11 protein-coding genes are annotated in these 12,892 nt (G+C 68.3%); 7 read left to right on the top strand and 4 right to left on the bottom strand.

Features of this window, described 5'->3' with window-relative positions:
• Positions 1-9: 9 nt before the first annotated feature.
• Positions 10-669, bottom strand: coding sequence for an HdeD family acid-resistance protein (locus tag E4V01_RS18005; RefSeq protein ID WP_060768909.1), 660 nt, complete (start codon positions 667-669; stop codon positions 10-12).
• Positions 670-1,271: 602 nt separating this feature from the next.
• On the opposite strand from E4V01_RS18005, the gene map reads away from it, so the two are divergent.
• Positions 1,272-2,024, top strand: a complete 753-nt coding sequence (map, locus tag E4V01_RS18000) for a type I methionyl aminopeptidase (protein ID WP_135299286.1) — start codon at positions 1,272-1,274, stop codon at positions 2,022-2,024.
• A 12-nt stretch (positions 2,025-2,036) separates the two neighbouring features.
• Here map and E4V01_RS17995 read toward each other — a convergent pair whose 3' ends face one another.
• Positions 2,037-2,465 (bottom strand): TIGR01244 family sulfur transferase, encoded by a 429-nt coding sequence (locus E4V01_RS17995; RefSeq protein ID WP_060768907.1) that lies wholly within the window; start codon positions 2,463-2,465, stop codon positions 2,037-2,039.
• A gap of 178 nt (positions 2,466-2,643) precedes the next feature.
• Between E4V01_RS17995 and E4V01_RS17990 the strand changes: the two genes are divergently transcribed.
• A complete protein-coding gene (locus tag E4V01_RS17990; protein ID WP_003600426.1) occupies positions 2,644-3,021 on the top strand; it encodes a restriction endonuclease in 378 nt (125 codons plus the stop codon).
• Between the two features lie 101 nt (positions 3,022-3,122).
• Here E4V01_RS17990 and E4V01_RS17985 read toward each other — a convergent pair whose 3' ends face one another.
• A complete protein-coding gene (locus tag E4V01_RS17985) occupies positions 3,123-4,511 on the bottom strand; it encodes an HD-GYP domain-containing protein (RefSeq protein WP_135299285.1) in 1,389 nt (462 codons plus the stop codon).
• A gap of 303 nt (positions 4,512-4,814) precedes the next feature.
• Between E4V01_RS17985 and E4V01_RS17980 the strand changes: the two genes are divergently transcribed.
• Both E4V01_RS17980 and E4V01_RS17975 read left to right on the top strand, forming a co-directional pair.
• The gene (locus E4V01_RS17980; RefSeq protein WP_135299284.1) at positions 4,815-5,969 is read left to right on the top strand and encodes an acyltransferase family protein; all 1,155 of its coding nucleotides are present in this window, start codon (positions 4,815-4,817) and stop codon (positions 5,967-5,969) included.
• Between the two features lie 94 nt (positions 5,970-6,063).
• Positions 6,064-6,279, top strand: a complete 216-nt coding sequence (locus tag E4V01_RS17975; protein ID WP_135299283.1) for a DUF3606 domain-containing protein — start codon at positions 6,064-6,066, stop codon at positions 6,277-6,279.
• A 98-nt stretch (positions 6,280-6,377) separates the two neighbouring features.
• Here E4V01_RS17975 and E4V01_RS17970 read toward each other — a convergent pair whose 3' ends face one another.
• On the bottom strand, positions 6,378-6,794 hold the full coding sequence (locus tag E4V01_RS17970) for a flagellar biosynthesis repressor FlbT (protein WP_003600422.1): 417 nt from the start codon (positions 6,792-6,794) through the stop codon (positions 6,378-6,380).
• Between the two features lie 203 nt (positions 6,795-6,997).
• Here E4V01_RS17970 and E4V01_RS17965 point away from each other — a divergent pair, with 203 nt between their 5' ends.
• From E4V01_RS17965 to E4V01_RS17955, 3 genes are all read left to right on the top strand, one after another.
• The gene (locus E4V01_RS17965) at positions 6,998-8,194 is read left to right on the top strand and encodes a flagellin (RefSeq protein WP_135299282.1); all 1,197 of its coding nucleotides are present in this window, start codon (positions 6,998-7,000) and stop codon (positions 8,192-8,194) included.
• A gap of 183 nt (positions 8,195-8,377) precedes the next feature.
• Positions 8,378-9,577 carry a flagellin gene (locus tag E4V01_RS17960; protein WP_135299281.1) on the top strand — a complete coding sequence of 400 codons (1,200 nt, stop codon included), beginning with the start codon at positions 8,378-8,380 and terminating at the stop codon, positions 9,575-9,577.
• Between the two features lie 217 nt (positions 9,578-9,794).
• Complete coding sequence (locus E4V01_RS17955; RefSeq protein ID WP_135299280.1) at positions 9,795-12,848, top strand: penicillin-binding protein 1A; 3,054 nt, start codon at positions 9,795-9,797, stop codon at positions 12,846-12,848.
• The last annotated feature ends 44 nt before the right edge of the window (positions 12,849-12,892 follow it).

The raw sequence follows: 12,892 nt of genomic DNA, 5'->3' as shown, positions 1-12,892 counted from the left end.
GGGCAGCGTTCAGCCCGAGGTTCGGGCGTGGTCGCTCCCCGAGAGCGGCTGCGCCTGCCCCGTGTGATGGGAGCGCAGACGAAAGCCGAGGATCAGCAGCATCACGCCGAAGGCCACCGCGTAGGCGCCCAGCCACCACGTCAGCACCAAAGCCGACATGCCGGGATTGATCAGAAGCGCGATCCCGAACAGCACCGAGATCACCCCGCCGAGGCCCAGCCACCAGCGGCCGTAATGCGGGTGGAGGCGGAAGGCCGCCGCGATCATCAGGCCGCCCGAGAGCAGGGCCCAGGCGGCCACGAGAAGCACGAAGGCCCAGACGGCGGCGGCCGGCACGAGAAACGCTGCGACGCCGACCACGAGGTCGAGCAGGCCCTCGAGTAGCAGGAACCCCCAGCGCTCGTGTTGGCGTGCCGCCCGCACCGCTGCGGCGATGCCGAAGAAGCCGTCGACCAGCATGTAGGCCGAGAAGAACAGCACCAGGGAGAGCACGAAGGCCCCCGGCGCCACGAAGGCGATCGCTCCGAACAGGATGGCGAGCGCCCCGCGCAGGGCCACGAGCCACCAGTTGCGGGCCAGGACGGCACTCATCGCGTCGAGGCGGGCCGATCCGGTCGGTGGCAAGCCGGACGGATGCGTTGCACCGGATGTCTCGGACGTTCCAGCCATCTCACACTCCTCCGGGAAGGTTGGGCAAGGTCGGCGCTGCGGCCTGATCGGACCGGGCACGCGCGTCCCATCGGTTGTGCAACGCAACTTAAAGCTGCCTGTTCCCCCGCCTCCCGATAGGGCCGGATGACGAAGCCAATTCGCAAGTGCCCGTGCTCAGGACGGTTGGGTTTCCGGCGGAGGCGAAGCGTATCCGATCCGCTTCGGTGGGGATCGACTACGGCAGCTCCGCTGTTCAAGATGCCGCTTGGTCGATCCTGAACTTGCGGACCCCTGCATCAAGTTCGGATGTGGCAAGAGATATCCGAGGGTTCCTCGGATTCTGCGCCGGGAACCTTTCGCGGCGTTTCTAGCGGCCCCATGCGTGATCGAAGGGCCTGGCGTGTCCCGGTGCGACCGACGCGGCGTGCCCTCTCGAATTTCGACGAGGAACCGCCCGCTCTCATGCAGGCATTGCCACGGCCCGCGCCACGCCGATGGCTTCGCGGGATCGCCCGAAGATGGCAGAACCGTCCGGCGGGCGACTCGGCTCGAGAAGCCCACGGCTCTCTGCGAAGGCCGGGACGGGAATGCCGGACCCCGAGCCTGCGAAAGGACGCGACATGACGGTGTCGAACGACGACGAGTTGGTGGGGCTGAAGCAGATCGGCCGCATCGTGGCCGATACGCTGGCCGTGATGGGCCGGGCGATCGAGCCCGGCATGACCACGCGCGAACTCGATGACGTCGGGCGGGCCTTCCTGGAGGCGGCCGGCGCGCGCTCGGCGCCGGAGGCGGTCTACGCCTTTCCGGGCGCGACCTGCATCAGCGTCAACGAGGAGATCGCCCACGGCATCCCCGGCGAGCGCCGTATCGCGCCGGGGGACTTGGTCAATATCGACGTCTCGGCGGAGCGGGACGGCTACTTTGCCGATACGGGCGCGTCGTTCGCCGTGCCGCCGGTGACGCGCGCGGTCGAGCGGCTGTGCAAGGACGGGCGCCGGGCGATGTGGGCGGGCCTGCGTCAGGTCGGCGCCGGCAAGCCGCTTTCGGGCATCGGCCGGGCGGTGGGCACCTTCGCGCACAAGAACGGCTACACGCTGGTGCGCAACCTCGCGAGTCACGGCGTGGGCCTGTCGCTGCACGAGGAGCCGACCGAGATCGCGACCTGGCCCGATCCGTCCGAGCGACGGATCATGCGGGACGGCATGGTTTTGACCGTCGAGCCGTTCCTGTCGCTGGGCGCGGACTTCGCCGAGGACGGCGACGATCCCTGGACCCTCTACAGCCGGCCGCGCGCCCTCACGGTCCAGTACGAGCACACCGTCGTCGCCACGCGCAACGGTCCGCTGATCCTGACCATGCCAGGACCGTAGCGGCGTCTTCGCTCAGCCCGCATTCGCGTCGAGCCAGCGCTCGGCGCCCGAGAGGTCGTAGCCGTGGCGGGCGCCGTAGGCGGCCACCTCGTCCCTGCCCAAGCGTCCGGCGAGGACTTCGCCGATCGCCCAGAGCGTCAGCGAGCGCGTGCCGCTGCGGCAATGGGCGACGACCGGGCCCGGCGCCGCCTCGACCGCCGCGTGGAAGCGCTCCACCGCCTCGCGGGTGAGGGTGGGGCCGGTCACCGGCAGATCGAGGTAGCCCAGGCCCGCCGCCTCCGCCGCCGCGCGCTCGGCCGCCGTGCCGGGCTGGCCCGGCTCCTCGTCGTCGGGGCGGTTGTTGATGAGGAGGCGCACGCCCTCGGCACCGAGCGCCTCGATCTCCGCGAGGCTCGGCTGGCCGGCCACGGAGAGCTTGGAATCGATGGTTGTCCGCTTCATACCGCCCACCGCCGTATCGCCGCTTGGGCTCCGGGCGTAGCGTGCACCCTTCGCCGCAACAAGGTAAGGCGCGCGATCGAGGCGGCGGACGTGACGCGGGGGCCCGGCGGGAGCCGTGCGGCTTCCCGTCCGTTTCCCTGGCGCCCGGCGGGACCGGGCCGCTGAACGGAGACACGGGGTGGTGGGGCGGCGCGCCCGTCGCTGGCGCGACGCGGATCCCGAGACGCACGGACCGAAGCCGGCGGCCACGCCGGTCTGCCCCCTCTGCGAGCGGCCGATTCCAGCCCATGCGCGCCAGAGCCTGCATCATCTCACGCCGAAGATGAAGGGCGGCGCCCACGGGGCGACCGTGCGGCTCCATCAGATCTGCCACTCGGCGATCCATGCCCGCTACAGCGAGGCCGAGATCGCCCGGCGGCTCGCCGAGGTCGAGGCGCTGCGCGCCGATCCCGAGATCGCCCGCTTCCTCGACTGGGTGCGCGGCAAGCCCGACGATTTCCACGCCCCGACGCGCAAGACCCGCGACCGGCGCGGCGACGGGGGCGTGCGGCGGTAGGGCGAGACTCACTCGGCCGAGCGGGCATTGTCGGCTCCGACGCTCCGGCGGGGTGCCCGAGTGGCCTCGCGCGTGATCTCGGATGAGCCGTGCGTTTCGCCCTATGCCGCCTCGTGCGCCTGCGCCAATTCCACGTCGAGCCCGGCGATGGCCCGTTCCAGCGCCGCGAAGCAATCGGGATCGAAGGCGGTGCCGACATCGCCGCGCATGATGGCGAGCGCCTTCTCCACGGGCATGGCCTTCCGGTAAGGCCGGTCGGCGGTTAGGGCGTCGAACACGTCGGCGACCGAGACGATCCGTGTTTCAGGCGCGATCGCCTCGCCCTTCAGCCCGCGCGGATAGCCCCTTCCGTCGAGCCGCTCGTGATGGCCGCCCCCGATCCGGGCGATCTCGTGGAAGGCGGCCACCCGTGTTAGGATCGTCTCCGACATCGAGGCGTGGTTGCGCATGTCCTGCCACTCGGCCTCGTCCAGCTTGCCGTTCTTGTCGAGGATCGCGTTCGAGACCCCGAGCTTGCCGACATCGTGCAGCAGCGCGGCCCGCTTCAGCCAGCGTCGGCGCTCCGGCGTGTAGCCGAGTTCGGCCGCGACCATGTCGGCATAGACCGCGACGCGCTCCGAATGGCCCGAGGTGAACGGGCTCTTGGCATCGATGATCTGCGCGAAGGCGCGGGCGATGTCGTCGAGGTAGTCTTCGTCCACCACGATCGGGCTGCGGGGCGCCAGCGCGAACACCGCCGCCTCGACCCTGTCGGAGGCCAGGGTCTCCCAGAAGCCGGGTGCGGCCGCGGCCGCCTCGAAGCAGGCCACGATCTGCGGATCGAACCACGTGCCGGCGCGCGCCCGCACCTCGGCCAGGGCTGCGGCGCGGCCGGCGGAGGCGTGGAAGACGTCGACCACCTGGGCGAGCAGCGCCACGCGGGCATAGAGCGGGATCGCGGGGCCGGCGAGCCGATCGGGCCGGCCGCCGCCGTTCCAGTGCTCGTCGAGGGCGTGGATGGCTTCGCAGACGCTGGCCGGGAAGCGTAACTGCCGGGCGATCTCGGCGCCGCGCTGACACCGGGTCTGGATCAGTTCGTCGACGATCGTACCCCCGTTCTGCAGGATGTTGAGCACCGCCCGGAAACGGTCCGCCAAGCCGGCCTTGAGACCCGTATGCGAAAAGACGAAGCCCAGAACCTTCGGCAGGCTGTCGCTGACCGTCTTGAAGTCACGCTTGAAGCTCAGGTCGTCCGACAGGTAGAGTTCACAGATGCGCGCGGCATTGCTGGAGCAGCCGAGATCCTTCAGCATCACGGTGTGGTAGAGTTCCCAGAGTTGCAGCTCGGGCAGGCCCATCTGCCGGCCGATATGGAAGCCGATCCAGGTTGCGCGCACGCAATGCCCGACGGGTTGGCCCTCCGTCAGATCGAGGGCGTGGCTCAGGGCGCCGAGAATCTCCGAAAGTTGGACGGTCCTGGTCTCCCCCTCGCTGCCCGACACGATGTGCATGACTTCCCCCCATCCGTCCTCTTGCTCTTCGGCCGGAACACTGCTCGCAGAGCCTGATGAAAGCGTTGCGCCGCGACGGCGACCCGGCCGGATGGTGAACGGACTCTGCGTGTTACTGCATCCGCAGGTTTGACAGGGGCGAATACGGCGTTTCAGCCGAGGGCGCGGCAACCGGTGGGAAATGTCCGGCCGTGTTGCTGCGGTATTAACCGCATGGCGAGATCTCCGGGCCGTGCTCGCGGGCGCTTAACGCTTCGGCGCCACCATCGCGGCTCGATCCCGCCCGCACCAGGTCCGCCCGCCATGACCGCAGCGCCCTCCATAGCGTCCACCGCGGCCACCCGCCCCCTCCGCCCGCTTCCCGAAGAGGCCGCCCGGCTCGCCTGGGTCGATGTCGCCAAGGGCCTTTGCATCATCCTCGTCGTGATGATGCATTCGACGCTCGGCACCGGCGAGGCCCTGGGCGGCGAGGGCTTCCTTCATACGGTCGTCGAATTCGCCAAGCCGTTCCGGATCCCCGACTTCTTCCTGCTCTCGGGGCTCTTCCTCGGCCGGGTGATCGACCGCGACTGGCGGCTGTTCGCGGACCGGCGCGTGGTCCACTTCGCCTATTTCTACGGGCTGTGGGTGGTGATCCAGTCGCTGTTCAAGGCCGGCTCGATCGTCGGCGGGGCGGACGGGATCGCGGAGAAACTAACCGCCTTCGGGCTGCACCTCGCGGAGGCGCTGGTGGTGCCCTACTCGACGCTGTGGTTCGTCTACCTGCTCGCGGTGTTCTCGGTGGTGACGAAGCTGCTCCACCGCCGGGTGCCGCCGGCCCTGCTGCTCGTCGCGGCGGCCGTGCTGCAGATCCTGCCGACGAGCGGCCTGCCGGAACTCCTGGACGAGTTCTGCGAGCGCTACGTCTACTTCCTGGGCGGCTACCTCTTCGCCGAGTGGATCTTCCGCTTCGCCGATCGGGTGCGCGAGCGGGCCGGCCTCGCGGTCGCAGGCCTCGCCCTGTGGGCCGTGCTGGAGGCCGTGTTCGTGTTCACGCCGACGGGGATCGAGGCGCTGCCGACGCTCGCGCGCCTGCCGGTGGTCAGCCTGGCGCTCGGTACGGTCGGTGCGCTCGCCATCGTCGCCTTTGCCGGGCTGATGACCCGTGCGGGCGGCCCCGTCACCGCGGCGCTGCGCGCCTGCGGCGAGCGCTCCATCGTGATCTATCTCGGCTTCTTCCTGCCGATGGCGCTCACCCGCACCCTGATCGCCCGGTTCAACGACGCCCAGCCCGATCTCGCCCTCGACGTCGGGCTCGCGAGCCTCGTCGTCACCGTGGCGGCGGTGACGGTGCCGCTCGCCTTCGAGCGGCTGATACGCGGCACCCGCCTGGATTTTCTGTTCCGGCGCCCGGCCGCCTTCCACATCGCGGCCGCGCCGGCACGCCTGCGGCCGGCGGCGGCCCCACGGGAGGCATGAGCGGACGACCGTCGGCGGAACCATCCGGCCCCGCCCGCCGGTTTGCCCCCTTTGGCCCGCTTCCTCGTGCGGGCGCGATCGGGAGGACAGGGGCATGGTGCAGGAAGCGTCCGACGTCAGACATGCGGTGAGCGGCGATCCCGCCCAGGTGGTTCTCGACGCCCCGCGGGACCGCGCCTACTGGGCGCGTCGGTTCGAGGTGCCGGCGGAGCAGGTGCAGGCGGCGGTCGAGGCGGTGGGCTCCGATGCCGCCCGGGTCGCGGCCCATCTCGGCAAGCCTTGGCCCTACGAGAAGAGCGGCATCGTGTGAGACCGCAAAGGGCGGGGCGATCCCCGGCCCAGTGAAAGCGTCGTCCTGGATCCTCGTTTCAGGACGAGGCTTCGGGCTCCTGCTCCGGCCTCGGCCGCTCAGCCTTGATGCGCATCCGCATCGCGGCTCGCCTCGAGATGGTCGAGGAGCTGGCGCTCATAGGCGATCAACTCGCGCCCACGCTTGATCGCGCGGTGATACTGGCGCGCCGAGAGTTCGTCCTGAATCGCGAGGATGTAGGGCGCCATGCTCGGCGACGCCTTCATGATCTCCGTGGCTTGGCGCACGAACAGATCCTCGGCCTCCGGCGGGTTGTCGGCGAGATAGATGAACTGGAGCGTCACGCAGAGGCGCTTGGCCGCGGTGTCCGCCTCGGTCTCGGTGATGATCTCGCTCTCGCGCAGGAATTTGCACTGGTTCTCGATCACGAAGGTCGAGCGGCGGTCGCCGTTGCGGATCAGCGCGCCGTTGATGATCAGCCGCTCCTGGGGCTTGAGCTCGATGCGCAGGGCCATGGTGGACAGTTCCTTGGTGGGACGAAACGAAGCAAAGGTCGTGATGTTCTCTTAACCACGATGGCAAGGCTTTGCGCGATGCTTGCGTTTGACAGGCGAAAGCGGCGGAATCGGACGGTTGAATTAAGGTCTCGGCAAGGCGCGGGGTGGAGGGTCCGGGTGTCGCCAAAAAGGCGGTATCAAGACCCACAAGGATCGCCCCCATGTCCTCCGGCATCACGCTTTCGTCCGCCACCCGTCAGAACCTGCTCTCGCTGCAGGACACCTCTTCGCTGACGGCCACCACCCAGAACCGCCTTGCCACCGGCCTCAAGGTTTCCTCCGCCCTCGACAGCCCCGTCAACTTCTTCACCGCGCAGAACCTGTCGAACCGCTCGACCGATCTGGGTGGCTTGCTCGACGGCATCTCGAACGGCGTCCAGGCGATCCAGGCGGCCAACCAGGGCATCACCTCGATCCAGAAGCTGATCGACTCGGCGAAATCCACCGCCAACCAGGCGCTGTCGACGCAGATCACCACGACCGGTACCGCGGGCACTGCCTACGCTACTACGAGTTCCGCGACTTCGGTTAAACTGTACGTGAACGGACAGGCGACGACGGCGAGCATCGCTTCCAACTCGACCATCGACGGCGCCGTCTCTGCGCTCAACACCGCAGCCGGCTCGACGATGTTCTCCAAGGACACATCCGGGACGAAGATCGTGCTGAACGCCAGCGCGGCGGTCGAGTTCGCCACCACGGCCGGTCAGACGGCGCTGGGCTTTACCGCCGGCACGGGCACGGACACGGCGGACAAGTACGGCAGCGGCAACACGGCCGCGAGCGGCAGCGCCAACCTGACCATCTCGGGCGTGGAGACGCGTAAGAAACTGGCTGAGCAGTACAACAGCCTGCTGACCCAGATCACGCAGCTGGCCAAGGATTCGAGCTTCAACGGCACGAACCTGATCAGCAACGGCGACGCTACGAACAAGCTGCACATCGCCTTCAACGAGAAGGACACCTCGAACCTCGACGTCCAGGGCCAGGATCTGACGGCCGACGGCCTGAGCCTGACCTCGATCACCGGCAACTCGGGTACGTCAGTGAACGGCCAGGGCAACTTCCTGCTCGACGACGACATCAAGGGCACGCTGACCAAGCTGACTTCAGGCTCCGATACCCTGCGCACGGCGAGCTCGACCTTCGGCTCGAACCTCTCCGTGGTGCAGAACCGTCAGAGCTTCTCGAAGAACCTGATCAACGTGCTCGATACCGGTGCGGCGAACCTGACCAACGCCGACCTCAACCTGGAGGCAGCCAACTCCCAGGCGCTCTCGACCCGTCAGTCGCTGGGCATCTCGGCGCTGTCGCTCGCCAACCAGGCGCAGCAGAGCATCCTCCAGCTCCTGCGCTGATCGCGTTCCCTGAGACGCATCGCACCAGCAAAAGAGACGGTCGGGACCTTGTTCCGACCGTCTCCCCATTCCAAAATTGAAAATTATTCGGCCGAAAAAAGATCGTTAACGCTAAAGAAACCATGGGCATGGTGAATTAACCCTAATACCGGATCGGTATCGATCTGAACGGGGTTGTTACCCATGTCTTCGAGCGTCACGCTTTCCGCCGCCACCCGTCAGAACCTGCTCTCGCTGCAGGACACCTCGGCTCTGACGGCCACCACTCAGAACCGGCTGGCAACGGGACTGAAGGTCTCGTCGGCCCTCGATAATCCGGTGAACTTCTTCACCGCGCAGTCCTTCAACAGTCGATCGGGCGATCTCAATTCGCTGCTCGACTCGATCTCGAACGGCATCCAGACGATCCAGGCGGCCAACCAGGGCATCACCTCGATCCAGAAGCTGATCGACTCGGCGAAGTCCACCGCCAACCAGGCGCTGTCGACGCAGATCACGACGACCGGTACCGCGGGCACTGCCTACGCTACTACGAGTTCCGCGACTTCGGTTAAACTGTACGTGAACGGACAGGCGACGACGGCGAGCATCGCTTCCAACTCGACCATCGACGGCGCCATCACTGCGCTCAACACCGCAGCCGGCTCGACGATGTTCTCCAAGGACACGACCGGGACGAAGATCGTGCTGAACGCCAGCGCGGCGGTCGAGTTCGCCACCACGGCCGGTCAGTCAGCCTTGGGTTTTGCCACCGGCACAACCAGCGCCGCTACGGTTGCCAAGTATGGCACCGGCAACGATGTCGTAACCTCGGGTACCAACTTAACGGTGGCAGGCGTAGATACCCGCGCCAAACTTGCCGAGCAGTACAATAGCCTGCTGACCCAGATCACGCAGCTGGCCAAGGATTCGAGCTTCAACGGCGTGAATCTGATCAGTAACAGTGACCCCTCGAACAAGCTGCACATCGCCTTCAACGAGCGCGACACCGCCAATCTCGACATCCAAGGCCAGGATCTGACGGCCGACGGCCTGCTCCTGACCTCGATCACCGGCAACTCGGGCACGTCAGTGAACGGCCAGGGCAACTTCCTGCTCGACGCGGACATCAAGGGCACGCTGACCAAGCTGACTTCAGGCTCCGACACCCTGCGCTCGGCGAGCTCGACCTTCGGCTCGAACCTCTCCGTGGTGCAGAACCGGCAGGACTTCACCAAGCGGCTCGTCAACATTCTCGATACCGGCGCGTCGAACCTGACCAACGCCGACCTCAACGAGGAGGCGGCCAACTCCCAGGCGCTCTCGACCCGTCAGTCGCTGGGCATCTCGGCGCTGTCGCTCGCCAACCAGGCGCAGCAGGGCATCCTCCAGCTCCTGCGCTGATCGGCATCGGTCGTCGCAGGCGGGTGGGTTTCGGGGGCGATCGCGCGAAGCGGTCGCCCCTTTTTCGTTGGAGGGGCTGGCGTCCACACCCGCCGTCGACGCATCCCCGCCCCGTGGCGTCCGGGCGAGCCTGTCCATAAATCAGCCGCGTTGTGCGCCGCTTGATCGGTCCTGGTACGCTCTCCGTCGCGTGCCGGCCGGGGACCTCAACCGCTCGATGAACGCCATCCTGATCAAGCTGTTCGCGACCGCTCTGACCCTGTCCCAGGTCACGACGCGGCCCGACGCGGTGCGGACCCAGTTCGACCCGGCCAAGGATGGCGGGCAGGTCGTGGCGATCCTGCGCGACGGCTGCGCCCACATGCGCAAGTCCTTCGACATCGAGGACATCAATCTCGATGAGCTGATCTCCACCGCCATGGAGGATCCGAGCGCGGTGGCGGGCGACAACGCGCCCAAGATCCTGCACGGGCTCGACATCGCCGAGCTGAACACGAGCTACAAGCAATTCTGCAAGGGCGAGAATCCGGCCAATTCCCCCTTCGAGGCGTCGGCGGTGATCGCCTTCTACAACAACGCCGTGAAGGACCTGCCCTCGGCCGAGGCCCTGCGCGACATCAAGCTTCCCAGCGCCAGCGTCATCCTGGATTCGGCGGGCAAACCCTATTCCGAGACCTTCGAGACGCATGGGCGCCGCCTCGTCGTGCCGATCGAGGGCGTGCCCGACCTCGTGCAAAAGGCCTTCGTTGCAGCGGAGGACAAGCGCTTCTACCAGCACCACGGCATCGATGAACGCGGGGTGATCCGCGCCTTCGTCGGCAACCTCGCCTCGCCGGGGCGCCCGGCCGGCGGCTCGACCATCACGCAGCAGGTGGTGAAAAACCTGTCGGTGGGCGACGACGTCACCTACGAGCGCAAGATCCGCGAGATGATCGTGGCTTCGCGCCTGGAGCGGCTCCAGACCAAGCCGCAGATCCTCGGGCTCTACCTCAACGGGATCTATCTCGGCCGCGGCGCCTACGGCATCGAGATGGCCGCGCGCTCGTGGTTCGGGAAGTCGGTCGGCGCGCTGACGCTGCCCGAGGCTGCCCTGCTCGCCGGCCTGCCGAAGGGCCCGAACTACTACAGCCCCGACAAATACCCGGAGCGGGCGCGGGAGCGGCGCGCCTACGTGCTGAGCCGGATGAAGGAAGAGGGCACGATCACCGAGGCACAGATGAATGCGGCCCTGGCCTCCGATCTCGGGATCAAGCCGCCGGACGCCGCGCGCCAGGATTCCGGTTTCTACCTCGTCGATCACGTGGCGCGCGAGACGCGCACCTTCGCCGGGCTCGAAACGCTCACCAACGCGAGCTACACCGTGCGTGCCACGGTGAATGCCGGCCTGCAAAGCGCGCTCGAAGCGGCGCTGCAGGAGGGGCTGGCGACCTACGAGCGCGGCACCGGCCGCGCCCGCTACGAGGGACCGGAACTGAACCTGTCCGAGGCGATCAAGCGCATCGAGGCCGCGGCGCCCGCGCCGGCGGTCGAGCCGGCCCCCGCGCCCGAGACGAAGAAGGGGGCCAAGACAGGGGCGGGCAAGGGGGTGGGCAAGGCGGCCGCGAAGGCGCCGGCCCAGCCCACCGTCCAACCGGCTTGGCAGCGCGCGCTCGTCTCCGCCCGGCCGCCGCTCTACGACGTGCGCTGGCCGCTCGCGGTGGTGCTCCAGACGGGCAAGAACGGCACCAGGATCGGCCTGCCCGACGGACGGGTCGCGAGCCTGGAGCCCGGCCCCGCGCGCGGAAAGCTTCAAGTGTACGATGCCGTCCGGGTGCGCTTGCGCGAGGGCAAGGGCAGCCTCCGCGCCGACCTGCGCGTGCGCCCCACCGTCCAGGGGGCCGCTATCGTGCTGGAGAACCGCACGGGCAAGATCCTGGCGATGAGCGGGGGCTTCTCCTATCCGCTGAGCCAGCTCAACCGCGTGACGCAGGCCGTGCGCCAGCCGGGCTCGACCCTGAAGCCGCTGACCTACCTCGCCGCATTGAATGCGGGGCTTCAGCCCAACACCCTGGTGATGGATTCCGCCGTGACCCTGCCGCCGATCGGCGGAGTCGGCGATTCGTGGTCGCCCAAGAACTACGACGGCGGCGGCTCCGGCGCGACGACGATCCGGCGCGGGCTCGAATTCTCCAAGAACCTCGTCACCGCTCGCCTGCTCCAGGGCGGCATCGCGCCCAAGGCGCCCGACAGCCTCCAGCGGGTCTGCGACATCGCGCTGGAGGCCCAGCTCTATGCCGAGTGCGAGCGCTACTATCCCTTCGTGCTCGGCGCCCAGCCGGTGCGGATGATCGATCTGGCGAGCTTCTACGCCGCCATCGCCAACGAGGGCGCCCGCCCGAGCGCCTACGCCCTGGAAGCGGTCGAGCGCGACGGCAAACCGGTCTACCGCCATCCCGACAAGGCGCCGGTGCGGATCGGCTCGGCGGACCGGGTGGCGTTCTACCAGCTCAAGACCATGCTCCAGGGCGTGACCCAGCACGGCACCGCCGCCGCGCTCTCGGGCATATCGGCCTACGTCGCCGGCAAGACCGGCACCTCGGAGAACGAGAACGACGCATGGTTTGCCGGCTTCTCGAACGAGATCACCGTGGTGGTCTGGGCCGGCTACGACAATGCCGACGGCGTGCGCCGCACGCTCGGCCGCGGCCAGACCGGCGGCCACGTCTCGGTGCCGATCGCGCGGGCGATCTTCCAGGCGGCCTGGGCCAACGGCGTGGCCCGCACGCCGCTGGCGCCGCCTTCTCCGGAGGCGAAGGCGTTGATCGCCGACCTGCCGATCGAGCCGAGGAGCGGCCAGCGCGTCGCGAGTGGCGGCTTCGTCGAGCATTTCCGCCTCAAGGGGGGGCAAGTGGCCGACACGCAATACGTGCTGGTGCCCCGCGACACGCTCTACGCCATGCGTCCCGATGCGGAGGACGGCGATTACGCCAACGCCGAGGACGGGGCGGACGTGGCCGGCGACCTCTTCGGCAACCTGCCGGGCGGGCGCCGGAACACCGAAGACCCGTTCGCGCAGCGGCGCAGCGCCGAGACCGATTCCGACCGGACGGCCGACCCTTGGGGGCTGCGCCGCGATCGCCGGGAGGAGCCGCAGGCTTGGCCCGGCCGCGACCGCTACGGGCAGGTCAACCCGGTTCCGTTCGGCTCGCCCTTCGACGACGATGGCGACACCCGCACGCGCCCGCGCCGCCGCGATCCCGATTACCCGTTCGGCGACGACCCGGGCTACTGAGCCTGCGCCCTCCGACGCCCTCCCTCATCGACTCCTCCGAGGTC

Source organism: Methylorubrum sp. Q1 (assembly GCF_004683995.1).
GTDB lineage: Bacteria > Pseudomonadota > Alphaproteobacteria > Rhizobiales > Beijerinckiaceae > Methylobacterium.
The sequence above is the reverse complement of the archived record's forward strand: the minus strand, read 5'-3'. Positions and strand labels throughout refer to the sequence as shown.

Excerpts from the sequence above, each read along its gene's own strand:
- E4V01_RS18005 (WP_060768909.1), bottom strand. The coding sequence starts at position 669 with ATGGCTGGAACGTCCGAGACATCCGGTGCAACGCATCCGTCCGGCTTG.
- map (WP_135299286.1), top strand. The coding sequence starts at position 1,272 with ATGACGGTGTCGAACGACGACGAGTTGGTGGGGCTGAAGCAGATCGGC.
- E4V01_RS17995 (WP_060768907.1), bottom strand. The coding sequence starts at position 2,465 with ATGAAGCGGACAACCATCGATTCCAAGCTCTCCGTGGCCGGCCAGCCG.
- E4V01_RS17985 (WP_135299285.1), bottom strand. The coding sequence starts at position 4,511 with ATGCACATCGTGTCGGGCAGCGAGGGGGAGACCAGGACCGTCCAACTT.
- E4V01_RS17980 (WP_135299284.1), top strand. The coding sequence starts at position 4,815 with ATGACCGCAGCGCCCTCCATAGCGTCCACCGCGGCCACCCGCCCCCTC.
- E4V01_RS17975 (WP_135299283.1), top strand. The coding sequence starts at position 6,064 with ATGGTGCAGGAAGCGTCCGACGTCAGACATGCGGTGAGCGGCGATCCC.
- E4V01_RS17970 (WP_003600422.1), bottom strand. The coding sequence starts at position 6,794 with ATGGCCCTGCGCATCGAGCTCAAGCCCCAGGAGCGGCTGATCATCAAC.
- E4V01_RS17965 (WP_135299282.1), top strand. The coding sequence starts at position 6,998 with ATGTCCTCCGGCATCACGCTTTCGTCCGCCACCCGTCAGAACCTGCTC.
- E4V01_RS17960 (WP_135299281.1), top strand. The coding sequence starts at position 8,378 with ATGTCTTCGAGCGTCACGCTTTCCGCCGCCACCCGTCAGAACCTGCTC.
- E4V01_RS17955 (WP_135299280.1), top strand. The coding sequence starts at position 9,795 with ATGAACGCCATCCTGATCAAGCTGTTCGCGACCGCTCTGACCCTGTCC.